Here is a 17,287-nt window from a genome sequence, read left to right as displayed (position 1 = left end):
TCGGCTTGCCGGGCGTGGACAGCTTGTCCGGGCCACATACGGAGGCTGGCTAAACTGGAGGCTGGTTCCGCCAACAACTCCAGGAGGAAAGTCTCTGTGACGGCTATTGGAAACTTGAAGTCCGCCGGCCTGGCCGCGCTTGCCGCCGTTGCCGCGCTGTCGCTGGCCGCGTGCAGCCAGACGGCGTCCGGACAGCCGTCAGAGTCCGCTTCCGTTGCTGCCTCACAACCTGCGCTTACCGCCGCACCCAGCCCGTCGCCGTCGCCCAATACATCCGCGACCGTAGGTGCCCTGGTGGCGGGCTTCCCGCAGCAGCTCCTCCCACTGATGCCCGGGGCAACCGTTGTCTCCAGCAGCTTTGACAAGGCCTCCGCACCTGCGACCGCCGCGCTTGTGGGGACAGCCAAGGCGGCTCCGGCCGCCGTCATCGATTTCTACACGAAGGCCTTGGAAGGGCAAGGCTTCAAGGCAGTGCCCGGTGACAGCGTTGGCGGAGTGGCCTCGAAGGACTTTGTGCGCGGCGACAATGAGACCGTCAATCTCTCCGTGGTCGAAGCAGCGGGTGTTTCCACCTTCACGATCGGTGCCAACGTTGCAGCTGAGTCAGCCAAGTGACGGTCGCCGAGCAGCTGAGGAATGAACAGGCTGATTTTGTCGCAGGTGTGGCCGGAGAGCTGACCGCGTTCCTGTCGGCCCGGCAGGCAGTGATGGCCGGCATCTCACCGGACATCGAACCCATCATGGGTTCCATCTCCAACCTGGTCACCGGCGGCAAGCGCCTCCGTGCCCTGATGTGCTACTGGGGCTGGCGGGGTGCCGGCGGCGAGGCGGGAGCCGGCCAGGTGGTCACGGCCGGCGCCGCGCTTGAGCTGTTCCAGGCTGCCGCCCTGATCCACGACGACATCATTGACCGCTCGGACACCCGGCGTGGCGGCCCCAGCGTCCACCGCCGCTTCAGCCAACTGCACACCGCCCAGGGATGGGCCCTGGACAGTGAACGGTTTGGCCAGGCCGCAGCGATCCTCGCCGGCGACCTGTGCCTCTCCTTCAGCGAGGAGGCGTTTACCGATATCGGCGAACGGGCCGCGTCCGGCAGCACCGCCCGGCTGATATTCAACTTGATGCGCGCAGAGGTGATGGCGGGCCAGTACCTGGACATCCTGGAGGAAGTGGCCGGCCCGGTCCGGGACAGGGCCGGTGCAGTTGGCAGGGCGCAATCCATCATCCGGTTCAAGAGCGCCAAATACTCCACGGAGCATCCGCTGGCCCTGGGCGGCGCCTTGGCGGGGGCGTCCGATGAGTTGCTCCGCGGCTATTCCGCCTTTGCCCTCCCGCTGGGCGAGGCCTTCCAGCTCCGCGACGATGTCCTGGGGGTGTTCGGCGATCCCCTCACCACCGGCAAGCCGGCAGGAGACGACCTGCGCGAAGGAAAGCGTACCGTCCTGATAGCCCTCGCCCTGGACCAGGCATCACCGGAAGAATCTGCATTCATTGATGCCAGCCTCGGCAGCCCCGACCTGTCGGAGGCTGACATCACGGATATTCGGGCGATCATCGAGGATTCGGGGGCCCTGCAGGCGACGGAAGTTTTGATCAGCGAATTCAGCGCGGCGGCATTCGCCGCCCTGGACGGCCTTGAGTTGGAGGACCTGTCCAAGACAGCGCTGCGGAAACTGGCGGAGGCCGCCGTCAGCCGCGCCTCTTAAACAGGAAGCAATTACCAGGCGAGCGTTTGCGCCCTGCGCCTGATTTCCGTTTTGCGGCCTTCGCGCAGCGCGTCAATGGGACGTCCGCGCAGCGACTCATCAGCCGTAAAGAGCCACCCGATGAGGTCCTCGTCCGAATAACCGGCATCCGCCAGCACCACGATGGTTCCCTTGAGGCTGTCCACCACCTGGCCGTCCTGGATGAAGTCCGCCGGGACAGACCGGATCTTCCGTTCCCCGACGCGCACCGCAGCCAGCGCGTGTTCATCAATCAGGCTATGGACCTTAGTTACGGAAACATCCAATAAACGGGCGACGTCGGGCAGCGGCAACCATTCGCCCACCAGGTTTTCTACATTACTCACGGATCAAGGTTGCCACGCTGGCTGCCCCGGCGCCTAGTCGGGCCAATTGATTCTGCCCTTGGCCTGCGGACACTCCGAAAAAGAGCCCAATCCCGCAAATCCCAAAATTCTTGTGCTATTCGCGAATTCATGAGAGATTCACATGCATCACAGTTGTATCACTAATAACTTGAGTCACAGTAGTATCAAGATTGATAGCGGCATCCCAGTCCGCGTCCGCACCCGCAGTTGAGAAGAGGATTCTTTCCGATGACGATGTCCCGCTCGCCTAAGCAGCCCCCCAAGCCGAGCCTGCCGATGATCGCCGCCACCACTGCGGCACTGCCAGCGGTCGTAATGTCATCCCTGGCCCTGGCCCAGCCCGCCGCGGCCGCCCAGCAGCCGGCGCGGACCATTCCCAGCAGCCTGGCGGCAGCGATGAAGGCACAGGCTGCTGCGAAGGCAGCCGGGACGGTCATCCCCGCCGCCGTTGTCTCCACCACCATTCCGGCGGCGTTCCAGCCTGCGCAGCCCGCGGCCCCGGCCGAGTACACGATTGTCCGGGGCGATACCGTCAGCGCGATCGCAGGCCGGTTCGGACTGGACACGGGTGAAATCCTCAAACTGAACAACCTGCAGGCCAACACCATCATTTACCCGGGGCAGAAGCTCAAGCTGTCCGGTTCGCCCGCGCCGGCGCCGGCGGCACCTGCCCCCGCAGCTGCTGCGCCGGCGGCACCTGCTCCCTCTGGCGGCGCAACCTACACCGTGAAGGCCGGCGATACGCTCGGGGCCATCGCGGCAAAGCACAACGTTGCCCTCTCCGACGTGTTCAGCTGGAACAACCTCTCCATGCGCTCCATCATTTACCCGGGACAGAAGATCAAGGTGGGCGCCGGGGACGCCGCACCTGCACCGGCGGCCCCGGCGCCGGCACCGGCGGCACCGGCTCCCGTCCTGGCAACCACGTCGGCCCCGGCCAGCGGCTCCTACACCATCAAGGCCGGCGACACGCTGTCCGCCATCGCTTCCCGCCATGGCGTCAAGCTGTCGGACCTGCTTTCGGCCAACAAACTGGGCATGAACTCGATCATCTACCCGGGCAGCAAACTCGTGATTCCCGGCGGTTCCGGCCAGCCTGATCCGCAGCCCGCTGCAGCACCGCAGCCGGCGCCCGCTCCACTGGTGCCCAGTTCGTTCCTCGGCTTCAGCTACCCCGCTGCCGTGGTGAGCTCCGCCAACGAAAACAAGGCCCTGCTCAACGCGTCTCCAGTCCCTTCGCGCGAGGAAATGAAGAACATCGTCGCGGACACGGCACGCCGCATGGGTGTGGACACCTCGCTGGCCCTGGCCTTCGCGTTCCAGGAATCCGGCTTCAACCAGCGCTCTGTTTCCCCTGCCAACGCGATCGGGACCATGCAGGTCATCCCCAGCTCCGGTCAGTGGGCGTCCGACCTCGTGGGCCGGAAGCTGAACCTCCTGGACCCATATGACAACGCCGCGGCAGGGGTGGCCATCATCCGCCAGCTCCTGGCTACCAGCAAGGACCAGGACACCGCCATCGCCGGCTACTACCAGGGCCAGTATTCGGTGAGCAAGTACGGCATGTACGACGACACCAAGGCGTACGTGGCGGCCATCAAGGCACACCAGAAGAACTTCAGCTAAGGCACCGGCCCCGGGCTGTGCACGAGGGCGGGTCCGAACCGTTACCGGTTCGGGCCCGTTTCCATTTCAGGCGCGTTTTGCTGCGGGACTAGGATCATAAGGTGCAGGAACACGTGTCAGACCCCGTAGCAGGGACGCTGGTGGACAACCGCTATGCCGTCACCTCCAGGCTTGCCCGTGGCGGCATGTCCACCGTCTACCTGGCGGTGGACCAGAGGCTGGACCGCGAGGTGGCGCTGAAAGTGCTGCATCCGCACCTCGCGGCTGACGAAAATTTCCTCGGACGGCTGGGCCGCGAAGCCAAGGCTGCTGCCCGGCTGTCCCATCCGCACGTGGTGGGTGTCCTGGACCAGGGCAATGACGGCAACACTGCCTACCTGGTGATGGAGTACATCAAGGGACACACGCTCAGGGATGTCCTCAAGGACAGGGGTGCCCTGCCACCGCGGCTGGCCCTGGCATTGATCGATCCCGTGGTGGAGGGGCTTGCCGCCGCCCACGCTGCCGGTTTCATCCATCGCGATGTGAAGCCCGAGAACGTCCTGATCGCCGACGACGGCAGGATCAAGATCGGCGATTTCGGGCTGGCCCGCGCCGTCACCAGCTCAACCAGCACCGGCGCCCTGATTGGCACGGTGGCCTATATCTCGCCGGAGCTTGTGCTGGGCAAGCCAGCGGACGCACGCAGTGACGTCTACTCTGTGGGCATCATGCTGTACGAGATGCTGACCGGCCGGCAGCCGTTTGAGGGCGAGGTCCCCATCCAGGTGGCGTACCAGCATGTCAATGGCACCGTGGGGCCGCCCTCAGACCTGGTGCCCGGACTGGCCGGGGAAGTGGACGAACTGGTGCAGTGGTGCACGGCCAATGATCCGGAGAACCGGCCGGTGGATGCCAGCGCGCTCCTTCAGGAACTGCGCCACATCCGGACCCACCTTACCGACGCGGAACTGGACCTGCAGCCGCCCGCAGCTGCGGCCGCCGGCTCCCAGCACCAGACCGAAGTCCTGGCGCGGTCCAGCCATCCGACCACCCTGATGGCCGGCGCCAGGCCGGCCGCGCCCGCGTACCCGCCGGGCCGGCAGCAGCACGGGCAAGACCACGACGCACAAGGCCAGGCATCAGATGCCCTGACGCATACGGCTCACCCCGCGCACCCTGGACTTGCACTGCCGGACGACGACGACACGGACAGCGGCTGGTCTCCCCCGCCTCCGCGGCTGGGCAAGCGGGCCCAGCGCAGGGCCGACAAGGAGAACGGGAAGCGCCTCGCCCTCGCAGCCGCCACCCCGGTAAGGACGCTGCGAGAGGGAAACGCCCGCCGTCGTGGCGTTCTGTGGATCGTGGTCCTCATCATCGCTGCCCTGCTGGCCACGGGGGCTGGATGGTTTTTCGGCATGGGCCCCGGCGCCGCCGCTGCCGTTCCAGCCGTCAGCAACAAGACGGTGGCCCAGGCCCAGCAGCTGCTGGGCGGAGTTGGCTTCCGGTCCACCACCAGTGATGTCTTCGACGACCAGGTGCCCAGCGGACTGGTCGTGGGCACCGACCCTGCCGCCGGGACGGAAATCCGGAAGTTCCAGCCGGTCTCCCTTCTGGTGTCGAAAGGCCCCCAGCTGTTCCCCCTGCCGAAACTCGCGGGCGGGACGCTGACGGATGCGAAGAACGCCCTCAATGCGGCCGGCATGGCGCTGGGGACCGTCACCGAGCAGTTCGATGACCAGGCAGCGGCAGGGACCGTGCTGTCGCAGGATCCCGCCGCCGGCACGCCCTCCCGCCATGGTACGCCCGTCCAGATTGCGGTTTCCAAGGGGCCGCAGCCGATTCCTGTTCCCGTGGTCGTGGGCAAAGCCAAGGATGATGCGGTGGCCGCGGTCAAGGCAGCAGGCCTTACCGCTGCGGTGGCCCCGGACGAAGTGTTCGACAGGAACGTGCCCAAGGGCGCCGTCGTCAGCCAGTCCCCTGCTAACGGGACGCTGACCCGGGGAGGGACCGTCACCCTGACGGTCTCCAAGGGGCCCAAAATGGTCCAGGTCCCCAGCTATATCGGCAAGCAGGCGTCAGATGCACGCAAGGCACTGGAAGCACTGGGGTTCGAGGTCCGCGTCAACAACATCCTGGGCGGCTTCTTCGGGACCGTGCGGGATCAATCGCCGGTGAACCGGGAGGTCCCGGAGGGATCTGTCATCACGATCACCGTTGTGTAGCGAAGGCGGGCAGGCAGCACCGGCCCGCCTTCATCCATGATTCTCCTAGTGCTTGGCGAGGGCTCCGGCCACCAGGAACGCCATCTCCAGGGATTGCATGTGGTTCAGGCGGGGATCGCAGACCGATTCGTAGCGGTCCAGGAAGGCGTCCTGGTCGATCGGGTCGGCGCCGCCCAGGCACTCGGCCACGTCGTCGCCGGTCATTTCCACGTGCAGCCCGCCCGGGATCGTGCCCAGGCCGTGGTGCACCTCGAAGAAGCCACGCACTTCGTCAATGACGTCGTCGAAATTGCGCGTCTTGTACCCGTTCGGCGAGGTGACCGTGTTGCCGTGCATCGGATCGGTGACCCACAGGACCTGGGCCCCGGAGGCGGTGACTTTTTCGACGACGGCGGGCAGCTTTTCACGGATGTTGCCGGCGCCCATGCGCGTGATGAAGGTAAGGCGGCCGGGTTCGCGCTCCGGGTCAAGCTTGTCGATCAGGCGCAGGGCGTCGTCCCCGGTGGTGGAGGGGCCGAGCTTGACGCCGATAGGGTTCCGGACGCGGGAGAGGAAGTCCACGTGGGCGTGGTCCAGTTCCCGGGTCCGCTCGCCGATCCAGAGGAAATGGGCGGAGGTGTCGTAGGGGAATCCGGTCCGGGAGTCGATGCGGGTCAGGGCGCGTTCGTAATCCAGCAGCAGGGCTTCGTGGCTGGCAAAGAACTCCACCCGCTTGAGGGCTTCGAAGTCAGCACCGCATGAGTCCATGAACTTGATGGCACGGTCGATGTCCCGGGCCAGCGATTCGTACCGGGCGTGGGCGGGATTCTCAGTGAAGCCCTTGTTCCACTGGTGTACCGACCGGAGGTCGGCGAAACCGCCCTGCGTGAAGGCGCGGATCAGGTTCAGCGTGGATGCCGAGGTGTGGTACGCCCGGAGCATACGGGACGCGTCGTGGCCACGGGATTCGGGCGTGAACTCGTATCCGTTGACGATGTCGCCGCGGTAGGCCGGCAGGGTGACACCGTTCCGGGTTTCGTCGTTGGACGAGCGGGGCTTGGCGAACTGGCCGGCCATCCGGCCCATCTTGATGACGGGCATGGCGGCGCCGTAGGTAAGGACCACGGCCATCTGGAGGATCGTCTTGACGCGGGCGCTGATCTTGTCTGCCGTGGCGGCCTCAAAGGTTTCCGCGCAGTCGCCGCCCTGCAGCAGGAACGCCTTGCCCTGGGCAGCGGCGGCCAACCGCTCACGGAGCACGTCCACTTCACCGGCGAACACCAGGGGTGGAAGGACCGACAGTTCCTTCACCGACGCTTCAAAGACTTCCGGGTCCTGCCAGCTGGGCTGCTGGGAAATGGGAAGGTCCCGCCAGTTGTCCAGTCCGGGATAGTTGGCCGCTCCGCTCTGGGCGGTGCTGGACGGCGAAAAGGCAGGTTTTGCAGATAGCTCAGTCACCCTCCAAGACTACCGGCAGGGCAGCGCCGGCGGGCACCGCGCCGTCACGGTGACCGCCCGGCCCGTCACAACCGCGCTGCCGGGCCCGGTAAGATTCCGCTACCCCGCGGCCGGTCGCCCGGCGTCGTCCTCTTCAACGGGGCCGGCGGATGCCGGGCTGCCGGGGGCGGCGGCCCCGCCCTGCACGAATTCACCCTGGGCAGCCACCGGAGCAGCAAGGGGTTCAGCGGCGGCCTGCGGTTCCTCCGGCTTGCCCGCGAGCCGAAGCTTGACCACCGCCGCGTATTCGTCGACGTATTCCTGTCCGGAGAGGCGCATCAGCCGGGCCATGATGTCGTCGGTGACCTTGCGCTGGACCGTCCTGTCGTCGGCCTGGTCCCGGTACTCACTGAAGTCCAGCGGTTCGCCGAAGATCATCCCGATCCTGCGGATGTTGGGCAGCCGCTTGCCGATGGGCTGGACCTTGTCAGTGCCGATCATGGCAACCGGAATCACGGGGACGCCGGCCTGCAGCGCCAACCGGGCCACCCCCACCTTGCCCCGGTAGAGCCGGCCGTCAGGGCTTCGCGTGCCCTCGGGATAGATGCCCAGGAGGCCGCCGGCGTTGAGGACCTCCATGCCGGCGTTCAGGGAGGCGGCAGAGGCAGCGCCGCCGGACCGGTCCATGGGCAGCTGGTTGGTCAGGCGGAAGAACGCGGCAGTCAGCCTGCCTTTGATGCCCGTGCCGGTGAAGTATTCCGATTTGGCCAGGAACACCACGGGCCGGCGCACCATGAGCGGCATGAAAATTGAATCGGAAAACGACAGGTGGTTGGAGGCGATGATTGCGGCCCCCTGCGCCGGGATGTTGTCCAGGCCCTTGACCCAGGGCCGGAACAGCAGCTTGATCACCGGACCGAGGAAGATCCTTTTCATGACCCAATAGAACACGTGGTGAACCTCTCCGGAAGGCAGCCTCCAGGCCCTGCATCGGGCCTGGCCAGCGATTCAATGCAACCCTACTCTAGTGAGAATTGGCGGGAACAGTGACACGATGGAGTCATGACTGAAAGCAGTGTCCCGTCCCGTCCAGCCGCTTTCAGCTATCCGGGCCACGGTGCCAATGCCGCCGTCGGGATCGCCATTTGCCACGGATTCACCGGCAGTCCCATCAGTATCCTTCCCTGGGCGCAGCATCTTGCCGACCTCGGCTACGCCGTCTCCGTTCCCCTGCTTCCCGGCCATGGCACAGACTGGCGGCAGCTGGCCAGGACCGGCTGGAAGGACTGGTACCGCAGCTATGAGGAGTCTTTCCTTGAGCTGGCCGGCAGGACGGAAACCTGCTTCACGGCCGGCCTGTCCATGGGCGGTGCCATAGCGCTGCTTGCAGCGTCCCGGCATCCCGTGGCCGGGGTGAGCGTGGTCAACCCTGGCCTGAGCTTCTATGACCGGCGGGTGCGGGTGATCGGCCTCCTCAAGTATTTCCAGCGGACCACGGTCCCGATCCAGGAGGACCAGACCGGGGCGCCGGCGACCGACGACGGCGACTACTCCCTGACTCCGCTGGCTGCAGTCCACGAATTGAAGAAGCTGTTCGCTGCCGCGGTGCGCAGCCTGCCCAGGGTGGACGCGCCGGTCCAGGTGTTCAAGTCGCGCACGGACGCCGTGGTCCCGCCGACGTCCCTGGCCCTGCTGCGGAAAGGGCTGGGCGGGAACCTCGCTGACGTGGTGGAGCTTGCCAGCAGCGGACATGTGGCTACTCTGGACGTTGACGCGCCCGCTGTGTTCGCCAGGTCGGCGGAATTCGTCGCCACCCATGCCCGCCGCACCAGTACCTTGGAGACGCCATGACCACCGGCCCGGACCACAGCCCGTTCAGCAGCGCCTTTCGCGGCGAAGGCGCGCGCACCGGGGTGGTCCTGTCCCATGGCTTCACCGGTAGCCCGCATGGACTGCGGGCGTGGGCTGCTGCTCTTGCCGCTGCCGGTTTCGCCGTCCGGATGCCGTTGCTGCCTGGCCATGGGACAACGTGGCAGGACCTGGCCAGGACCCGCTGGCAGCAGTGGCATGGTGCCCTCGATGACGCCTTCCTGGAGCTGGACGCCGAGTGCGACCACGTGTTCGCGGCGGGACTGAGCATGGGCGGTGCGCTGGCCCTGCGCATCGCCGCCACCCGCCCGGTGGCCGGAGTGGTCCTGGTGAACCCGGGCCTGGTCATCGACGATCCGCGGGCGTCGCTGGCCGGCATCCTCAAGCTGGTGCTGAAAAGCACCCCGTCCATCGGCAACGACATCCTCAAGGCAGGTGTCGACGAAGGTGCGTATGCCCGCACGCCTGTGGCCGCGGCCCATGAACTGCACAAGATGTTCCGGGATACGGTCCGGCTCCTCCCCCGCGTCACCGCGCCCGTCCAGGCCTACCGCTCTGCCGTGGACCACGTGGTGTCCGATGCCAGCATGGACGTCCTGCGCCGCGGGCTGACGCATGCCCCGCTGGAGGTCATCCGGCTGGATAACAGCTACCACGTGGCCACCCTGGACAACGACGCCGACCGTATCTTCGAGGGGTCCGTCGACTTCATCCGGCGCGTCCAGGCCGCGGCGGCGGGACCGGCAGAGGAGGTCCCCAGTGAACAGGCCTGACTCCGGGCAGCCGGACCAGGGCGCCAACCAGGATGATGCCGTGTGGCTGGATCTGGTGGCACGGCTCGAGTCCGACACGGTGGCGATCCGCCCCGATTCCCCCGCACCCGGAGGGCAGCCGCCGGCGGGAACGCGTGCCCCGGGCGAGGAAAGGCCGGAGCCGCCCAGCTTCCGCGACTTCGATCCGCTTGGGCTGGCCGGTACACCGCCGGCGGAACGATCGGCGGACGAACGCCGGGCGGAGGCGGGCGGCAGCCAGGAAGCGCCCCGCATGGACGGAGCCGCCGAAGGTCCCCGGGACTATGAGGTGGACGACGACGACGGGGAGTTCGTGCCGGAGGAACCACCCAGCCTGGCCGGCACCGACCCCCTGACCATGCTGGCGTGGCTCGGGGCTGTGGGTGGACCCGTGGCGCTGCTGCTTTCCGCGATGTTCTGGCGGTCGGCACCCCTGCTGGCCATCGTCGGGATCGTTGCGGTGTTCGTGCTTGGGACGGTGTACCTGATCATGAAGCTGCCGCAGGAAAAGAACGGCGACGACGACGGCGCCAGGGTCTAGGTCCCCGGCCGCACCGCCGTGGTCATCGGCGGACGCGGCTGCTGACGCGGGAAAGGTCCGCGGCCCCAATAAGGCCCGCGTTGGGGCCAAGCGCAGCCAGTTCTATCCCTGCTGCAGGCCGGAAACCGCGGCCCGTCAGGTTCCGCGCAAAGGCTTTGCGGGCAGGTTCCAGGAGAAGGTCTCCGGCGGAGCACAGTCCGCCGCCGATAACGAAGAGGCCGGGGTCCAGGGCTGCGGCAAGGTTGGCGAGCCCGAGGCCGAGCCATTCGCCGACCTCCTCGATCAGCTCCCGTGATGCGGGGTCACCGGCAAGGGCCAGTTCCGTCACGATGGCGCCGGTGATTGCTTCGGGATGTCCGCCCACGGCTGCCAGCAGGTCCTGGGCCACGGGCGAGTTGGACCTGGCAAGGAGCCGCGCTTCCCTGCCCAGGGCGTTCCCGGACGCATACTGCTCCCAGCAGCCGCGGTTGCCGCACTCGCACCGGTGGCCGCCCGGCATGATGATCTGGTGGCCGAACTCCCCCGCAACGCCGAACCGCCCGCGTTCCACCCTGCCGTCCATCACCATGGCTCCGCCGATGCCGGTCCCCAAAGTGATGCAGACCAGCCGGTCTTCTCCACGGCCGGCACCGAACCGCCACTCGGCCCAGGCGGCGGCGTCGGCGTCGTTGGTCAGGAGTACCGGACGGCGGAGGAGCCGCTGGAGGTTCCCGCGCAGCGGCTCGTTGCGCCAGGCAAGATGCGGACTGAAAAGGACGGTGCCACCGGCCAGGTCCATCCAGCCAGCCGCGCCGATGCCCACGGACCAGATGCGGTGGCCGCGGCCCAACTCCTCCACCAGTTCCACGATGACCTGTTCCACGGCCCTCGGATCGGTGCCTGGTGTGGAGCGGCGCGCCTCACTGAGGATCCGCCCTTCGGCGTCCACAACGCCGGCGGCAACTTTGGTGCCCCCGATGTCGATGCCGATGGCCAGTCCCTTGCGGCCGAGGCGAAGATGTCCGCCCACACCGCCGTGCAGCTGCCCCGGACGGTAGGTGGCGGGACGACGGCGCCGCCAGGGAGCCTGCCTTCTGAGGGGGCCGGCCTGATCGCCGGGCAACGGTCCGTACATAGTCCACCATTCTAGGCCTCGGGCAGGATTGTCCTAACATACGCCGCCGTGCCCGGCGCATTGACGGCTAAGTTACTCGCCAGTAGGTTTATGTACTGCACTGTTCCACCCGGGGTACTAGTCTTTAGGCAAACCCCCTGCGCGGGACTTCAGATATCAAAGGAGCTATAGTGCGCGAATTCAGTGTTCCGCCCCTGGTTGTTGTCCCACCGGAAACCAACATCACCGACCTGGTGTTGCGGCAGGCGGCCAAGCCCGGCAATCCGGCACTGTTTTCCCGGCTGGACGCCGCGGGCGTATGGCGCGACGTGCGCGCCACCGAGTTCCTGGCTGACGTACAGGCCCTGGCGAAGGGACTGATCGCCAGTGGAGTCGGCGCCGGCGACCGCGTGGGAATCATGTCCCGGACCCGATACGAGTGGGCGCTGGTGGACTTCTCCATCTGGTTCGCAGGGGCGGTTTCCGTTCCCATCTACGAGACCTCGTCCCCGTCCCAGGTTGCCTGGAATTTGGGGGACTCCGGCGCCGTGGCTGCGTTCAGCGAATCGGCCCACCACGAAAACGTCATCCGCCAGGCGGTTACGGCCGAGGGCCTCACGGCCGTGCAGCACGTGTGGCAGCTCGAGGGCCAGGGACTGGACAGCCTCCGCGAGGCAGGCCGCGGCGTCAGCGATGAGGAACTTGAATCCCGGCGGGCCGCAGCGGGCCTCCGCGATGTTGCCACCATTATCTATACCTCCGGAACCACGGGACGGCCCAAGGGGTGCGAACTCACGCACGGCAACTTCGTGGAACTTTCGGACAACGCCCTGGCCATCATCGGCGAGATCGTCCACGAGAACGCCAAGACCATCATGTTCCTGCCGCTGGCGCACGTCTTCGCCCGCTTCATCTCGGTGCTGGCCATGGCCGCCGGGACCACCGTGGCGCATACACCCGACATCAAGAACCTCCTCGCGGATCTGCAAAGCTATGAGCCGACCTTCATCCTCGCGGTGCCCCGGGTCTTCGAAAAGGTCTACAACTCCGCCCTTACCAAGGCCGAGGACGGCGGCAAGGGCGCCATCTTCCACCGGGCAGCCGAAACCGCCATCGCGTTCTCCAAAGCCCGCCAGGACGGCCGGGTTGGGTTGGGCCTGAAGGTGAAACACGCGCTGTTCGACAAGCTGGTGTACGGCAAACTACGCGCCGCCATGGGCGGCCACGTTGCCCACGCAGTGTCCGGCGGCGGTCCGCTGGGCGAACGGCTGGGCCACTTCTTCCAGGGCATCGGGCTGCAGGTGCTGGAAGGCTACGGCCTCACCGAAACCACGGCCCCCATCACGGTGAACACGCCGTCGCGGATCAAGATCGGCTCGGTCGGTAAACCCCTGCCGGGCAACGCGGTGAAAATTGCCGACGACGGCGAGATCCTTGCCAAGGGCGTCTGCGTCATGCGGGGCTACTACCGCCGGGAAGACTTGACCGCCGATGCCTTCACGGACGGCTGGTTCCACACCGGTGACATCGGGCGGCTGGACGATGAAGGCTTCGTCTGGATCACCGGCCGCAAGAAGGAAATCATCGTCACCGCCGGCGGCAAGAACGTTATCCCCGCCCTGCTCGAGGACCAGATCCGCGCCGACGCCCTGGTGTCCCAGGTGCTGGTGGTGGGCGACAACCGGCCGTTCATTGGCGCCCTGGTCACCCTCGACCAGGAGGCCCTGCCGGGCTGGCTCCAGCGCCACGGCCTCCCCGCAGACACCACCCTGGAGCAGGCCGCCGCGAATCCCGTGGTGAAGGCAGCCGTACAGGACCTGATTACCGCCGCCAACACCTCGGTCTCCCAGGCCGAGGCCATCAAGTCCTTCCGCATTGTCCCGGCCGACTTCACCGAAGCCTCCGGGCACCTGACCCCCTCCATGAAAGTGAAGCGGGCCCAGGTGATGAAGGACTTCGAAACCGTCATCGAGGAAATGTACGCGGCGCCGCGTTCCTAGCCGGCCGCCACCCCCACCAGGAACAACGAAAAGGCCGCTCCCCCGTGGGAGCGGCCTTTTCGTTGGTGTGGGGGTTGTTACTGCTCGATGACCAGCAGCAGGTCTCCGCCCTGGACCTGCTCCACCGCGGAGATGGCGAGGCGGGACACCTTGCCGCCGACCGGCGTCGTAATCGATGCTTCCATCTTCATGGCCTCGATCGTTGCCACCGTGTCGCCTGCCTTGACGGTGTCGCCCGGTTTGACCGTGACGGTAACAGCGCCGGCAAACGGTGCCGCCACCTGGCCGGGCTGGGCGGGATCGGCCTTTTCGGCAGCCTTGACATTGCTGACCACGGAGCGGTCACGCACCACCACCGGCCGGGACTGGCCGTTGAGGGTGCACATGACCGTGCGCATGCCCTTTTCGTCCGGCTCCGAGACGGCTTCCAGGGAAGCGATGAGGCGGACGCCGCGCTCCAGCTGGATCTCATGCTCGGTGCCGCGCTGGAGGCCGTACAGGTAGTCGCGGGTGTCGAGGACCGAGATGTTGCCGTACGTCTCCACACTCTTCAGGTAGTCCTTGGTGGGACCATCGAAGAGCAGCCGGTTGAGCGTGTGCTGGCGGGTCTTCGAGTCGGACTTCAGCGCCGCGCTGTCCTCGGCGCTGAGTTCAGCGTCACGGACCTTCACGCTGCGGCCCTGCAGGGCCTTGGTGCGGAACGGCTCCGGCCAGCCTCCGGGAGGATCGCCGAGCTCGCCGGACAGGAAGCCGATCACCGAATCCGGGATGTCGTAGTTCTGCGGGTTCGCTTCGAAGTCCGCGGGGTCGGCGTTGAGGCCCACCAGGTGCAGGGCGAGGTCACCCACCACCTTGGAGGATGGCGTGACCTTCACCAGGTGGCCAAGGATGCGGTCGGCAGCGGTGTACATGTCCTCGATGGCTTCAAACCGCTCGCCCAGGCCGAGAGCCATGGCCTGCTGCCGGAGGTTGGAGAGCTGGCCGCCGGGAATCTCGTGCTTGTAGACCCGGCCGGTGGGGCCCGGAAGGCCGGACTCGAACGGGGCGTAGACACGGCGCACGGCTTCCCAGTACGGCTCGAGGGAACTGACGGCGTCCAGGCTCAGGCCGGTGTCCCGGGGGGTGTGGGCCAGGGCTGCGACAAGGGCAGACGCCGAGGGCTGGCTGGTGGTGCCGGCCAGCGACGCGGAGGCAACATCGACGGCGTCCACACCGGCGTCAACGGCAGCCAGCAGCGTGGCCAGCTGGCCGCCCGCAGTGTCGTGCGTGTGCAGGTGCACCGGCAGGTCGAAGCGCTCCCGGAGGGCAGCGACCAGCTTCGCGGCAGCGGCCGGCCGCAGCAGGCCGGCCATGTCCTTGATGGCCAGGATGTGGGCGCCGGCGTCGACGATCTTCTGCGCCAGCTCGAGGTAGTAGTCCAGCGTGTAGAGCTTCTCGGCCGGGTCCAGCAGGTCGCCGGTGTAGCACAGCGCCACCTCGGCGACGGCGGTTCCGGTGGCCCGGACCGCGCGGATGGCGGGGGCCATCTGGCTGACATCGTTCAGGGCGTCGAAGATCCGGAAGATATCGATGCCGGTGGCGGCTGCCTCGTTGACGAAGGCCTCGGTGACTTCCTCCGGGTACGGGGTGTATCCCACGGTGTTGCGGCCTCGGAGCAGCATCTGGAGGCAGACGTTCGGCATAGCCTCGCGGAGGGCGGCCAGGCGGTCCCAGGGGTCCTCGCCAAGGAACCGCAGGGCGACGTCGTACGTGGCACCCCCCCAGGCTTCCACGGAGAGCAGTTCCGGCAGCAGGTGGGTGACCGCAGGTCCGGCGGCCACGAGGTCGCGGGTGCGCACGCGGGTGGCCAGCAGGGACTGGTGCGCATCGCGGAAGGTGGTGTCCGTGACAGCAACGGCGGTCTGTTCACGCAGTGCCCTGGCGAAGCCTTCCGGCCCCAGTTCCAGGAGTTTCTGGCGGGAACCGGGTGCCGCCTGCCGGCCCTTGACGTCCGGCAGCTTGTGGGCCGGGTTCGAGTGGACCGTGAGTTCGCCGTTGGGCTTGTTGACGGTGACATCGGCCAGCCAGGTCAGGAGCTTGGTGCCGCGGTCGGCGGAGACGCGGGCCTTGAGCAGTTCCGGGCGCTGGTCGATGAAGTTGGTGGCGACGTCACCGGCGATGAAGTCCGGGTCATCCAGCACTGCCTGCAGGAAGGGGATGTTCGTGGAGACGCCGCGGATGCGGAACTCGGCGAGGGCGCGGCGGGCACGTGCCACGGCGGCGGGGTAGTCCCGGCCGCGGCAGGTGAGCTTGACCAGCATGGAGTCGAAGTGCGGGCTGATCTCGGCGCCGGAGTACACCGTGCCGCCGTCCAGCCGTACGCCTGCGCCGCCTGCCGAGCGGTACCCGGTGATTTTTCCGACGTCGGGCCGGAAGCCATTGGCGGGGTCCTCGGTGGTGATGCGGCTCTGCAGGGCGGCGCCGCGAAGCCTGACCGTGTCCTGGGAGAGTCCAAGGTCGGCGAGCGTCTCACCGGAGGCGATCCGCATCTGGGCCTGCACCAGGTCCACGTCCGTGACTTCCTCGGTGACGGTGTGCTCCACCTGGATGCGGGGGTTCATTTCAATGAAGACGTGCTGGCCGGCCCGCTCGCCTTCGGTGTCCACCAGGAATTCCACGGTGCCGGCGTTGACGTATTTGAGTGCCTTGGCGAACTTCACCGCATCCCGGTAGAGGGCCTGGCGGATGCTGTCGTCCAGGTTCGGGGCCGGCGCAATCTCGATGACCTTCTGGTGCCGCCGCTGGATCGAGCAGTCGCGTTCGAAGAGGTGCATCACGTTGCCCTCGGCGTCCGCGAGGATCTGCACCTCGATGTGCCGGGGGCGCAGGACCGCCTGCTCCAGGAACATGGTGGGATCGCCGAACGCGGCATCCGCTTCACGCATGGCCGACTTCAGGGCTTCGGGCAGGGCCTCGCGGGTGTCCACCCGGCGCATGCCACGGCCACCACCGCCTGCCACGGCCTTCGCGAAGATCGGGAAGCCGATCTCGTCGGCCGCGGCCAAAAGCTCATCCAGGTCCTTTGACGGCTCGCTGGACTTCAGGACCGGGACGCCTGCTTCACGGGCAGCCTTAAGGGCAGCCACCTTGTTACCGGCAAGCTCCAGCACCTCGGCGGGCGGGCCGACAAAGGTGATGCCGGCCTCCGTTGCAGCGCGGGCAAGGTCCGGGTTTTCGGACAGGAAGCCGTAACCGGGGTAAATGGCGTCCGCGCCCGACTCCTTGGCCACCCGGACCACCTCCGCCACGTCCAGGTACGCCCGGACGGGATGGCCTTCCTCACCAATCAGGTACGCCTCATCCGCTTTCTGGCGGTGGATGGAGTTTCGGTCCTCTTGGGGAAAAACGGCAACGGTCTTGGCGCCCAGCTCGTAGCCGGCGCGGAAGGCCCTGATCGCGATTTCGCCGCGGTTGGCCACCAGAATTTTGGAAAACATGCTTCTCCTGCATCATTGCGGGGTGGATCGAATGAGTGGTCACAGTGTCTAGGACCTACAAGGACAAACACAAATCTTTGTGGCCACGGTCACAGAATTCCCCGTCATGTCCCGAACGCTTTCAGCCTTGCTGGCGGAAACCACCCCGGCAGCACAGTCGGTGCCATGCCGACGCCCGA

Annotated in this window: 13 protein-coding genes; 8 read left to right on the top strand and 5 right to left on the bottom strand. The window is 66.9% G+C overall.

All coding sequences use genetic code 11. The features are described 5' to 3' along the window. The first annotated feature begins 96 nt into the window (after nucleotides 1–96). Together PUN71_RS16955 and PUN71_RS16950 are read left to right on the top strand one after the other, a co-directional pair. Nucleotides 97–615: a hypothetical protein gene (locus PUN71_RS16955; RefSeq protein WP_277799365.1), complete on the top strand. Its 519-nt coding sequence runs from the start codon at nucleotides 97–99 to the stop codon at nucleotides 613–615. Next, nucleotides 612–1,706, top strand: coding sequence for a polyprenyl synthetase family protein (locus PUN71_RS16950; RefSeq protein WP_277799364.1), 1,095 nt, complete (start codon nucleotides 612–614; stop codon nucleotides 1,704–1,706). Before PUN71_RS16955 ends, PUN71_RS16950 begins: the two co-directional genes overlap by 4 nt. Before the next feature lie 11 nt (nucleotides 1,707–1,717). On the opposite strand, the gene PUN71_RS16945 is transcribed toward PUN71_RS16950, so the two are convergent. Beyond that, a complete protein-coding gene (locus PUN71_RS16945) occupies nucleotides 1,718–2,071 on the bottom strand; it encodes an Rv2175c family DNA-binding protein (protein WP_277799363.1) in 354 nt (117 codons plus the stop codon). 249 nt (nucleotides 2,072–2,320) lie between these two features. On the opposite strand from PUN71_RS16945, the gene PUN71_RS16940 reads away from it, so the two are divergent. Further along, entirely contained in the window at nucleotides 2,321–3,718 is a 1,398-nt protein-coding gene (locus PUN71_RS16940) for a LysM peptidoglycan-binding domain-containing protein (RefSeq protein ID WP_277799362.1), read from the top strand. A 101-nt stretch (nucleotides 3,719–3,819) separates the two neighbouring features. Beyond that, a complete protein-coding gene (gene pknB / locus PUN71_RS16935) occupies nucleotides 3,820–5,922 on the top strand; it encodes a Stk1 family PASTA domain-containing Ser/Thr kinase (protein ID WP_277799361.1) in 2,103 nt (700 codons plus the stop codon). 45 nt (nucleotides 5,923–5,967) lie between these two features. Here pknB and PUN71_RS16930 read toward each other — a convergent pair whose 3' ends face one another. Beyond that, complete coding sequence (locus PUN71_RS16930; protein WP_277799360.1) at nucleotides 5,968–7,359, bottom strand: class II 3-deoxy-7-phosphoheptulonate synthase; 1,392 nt, start codon at nucleotides 7,357–7,359, stop codon at nucleotides 5,968–5,970. A gap of 99 nt (nucleotides 7,360–7,458) precedes the next feature. Continuing rightward, complete coding sequence (locus tag PUN71_RS16925) at nucleotides 7,459–8,289, bottom strand: lysophospholipid acyltransferase family protein (protein WP_277799359.1); 831 nt, start codon at nucleotides 8,287–8,289, stop codon at nucleotides 7,459–7,461. Nucleotides 8,290–8,400: 111 nt separating this feature from the next. Between PUN71_RS16925 and PUN71_RS16920 the strand changes: the two genes are divergently transcribed. Genes PUN71_RS16920 through PUN71_RS16910 form a run of 3 tightly spaced genes read left to right on the top strand, consistent with a single transcriptional unit; the run spans nucleotide 8,401 to nucleotide 10,539 of the window. Further along, nucleotides 8,401–9,189, top strand: a complete 789-nt coding sequence (locus PUN71_RS16920) for an alpha/beta hydrolase (RefSeq protein ID WP_277799358.1) — start codon at nucleotides 8,401–8,403, stop codon at nucleotides 9,187–9,189. Further along, nucleotides 9,186–9,980: an alpha/beta hydrolase gene (locus tag PUN71_RS16915; protein WP_277799357.1), complete on the top strand. Its 795-nt coding sequence runs from the start codon at nucleotides 9,186–9,188 to the stop codon at nucleotides 9,978–9,980. The genes PUN71_RS16920 and PUN71_RS16915 overlap by 4 nt, the downstream gene beginning before the upstream one ends. Further along, the gene (locus tag PUN71_RS16910) at nucleotides 9,967–10,539 is read left to right on the top strand and encodes a hypothetical protein (protein ID WP_277799356.1); all 573 of its coding nucleotides are present in this window, start codon (nucleotides 9,967–9,969) and stop codon (nucleotides 10,537–10,539) included. Before PUN71_RS16915 ends, PUN71_RS16910 begins: the two co-directional genes overlap by 14 nt. A 22-nt stretch (nucleotides 10,540–10,561) precedes the next feature. Here PUN71_RS16910 and PUN71_RS16905 read toward each other — a convergent pair whose 3' ends face one another. Then, nucleotides 10,562–11,653 (bottom strand): ROK family glucokinase, encoded by a 1,092-nt coding sequence (locus PUN71_RS16905; protein ID WP_277799355.1) that lies wholly within the window; start codon nucleotides 11,651–11,653, stop codon nucleotides 10,562–10,564. A 170-nt stretch (nucleotides 11,654–11,823) separates the two neighbouring features. On the opposite strand from PUN71_RS16905, the gene PUN71_RS16900 reads away from it, so the two are divergent. Next, nucleotides 11,824–13,632, top strand: coding sequence for an AMP-dependent synthetase/ligase (locus PUN71_RS16900; RefSeq protein ID WP_277799354.1), 1,809 nt, complete (start codon nucleotides 11,824–11,826; stop codon nucleotides 13,630–13,632). Between the two features lie 77 nt (nucleotides 13,633–13,709). Here the strand turns inward: PUN71_RS16900 and PUN71_RS16895 are convergent, their stop codons facing one another. Then, nucleotides 13,710–17,108, bottom strand: coding sequence for a pyruvate carboxylase (locus PUN71_RS16895; protein ID WP_277799353.1), 3,399 nt, complete (start codon nucleotides 17,106–17,108; stop codon nucleotides 13,710–13,712). Nucleotides 17,109–17,287: the final 179 nt, after the last annotated feature.

Origin of the sequence: Arthrobacter sp. NQ7, from assembly GCF_029581595.2 — a bacterium.
Lineage (GTDB): Bacteria > Actinomycetota > Actinomycetes > Actinomycetales > Micrococcaceae > Arthrobacter > Arthrobacter phenanthrenivorans_B.
This window is presented reverse-complemented; position numbering and strand designations above follow the sequence as displayed.

Excerpts from the sequence above, each read along its gene's own strand:
- PUN71_RS16940 (WP_277799362.1), top strand. The coding sequence starts at position 2,321 with ATGACGATGTCCCGCTCGCCTAAGCAGCCCCCCAAGCCGAGCCTGCCG.
- PUN71_RS16895 (WP_277799353.1), bottom strand. The coding sequence starts at position 17,108 with ATGTTTTCCAAAATTCTGGTGGCCAACCGCGGCGAAATCGCGATCAGG.
- PUN71_RS16915 (WP_277799357.1), top strand. The coding sequence starts at position 9,186 with ATGACCACCGGCCCGGACCACAGCCCGTTCAGCAGCGCCTTTCGCGGC.
- PUN71_RS16920 (WP_277799358.1), top strand. The coding sequence starts at position 8,401 with ATGACTGAAAGCAGTGTCCCGTCCCGTCCAGCCGCTTTCAGCTATCCG.
- PUN71_RS16905 (WP_277799355.1), bottom strand. The coding sequence starts at position 11,653 with ATGTACGGACCGTTGCCCGGCGATCAGGCCGGCCCCCTCAGAAGGCAG.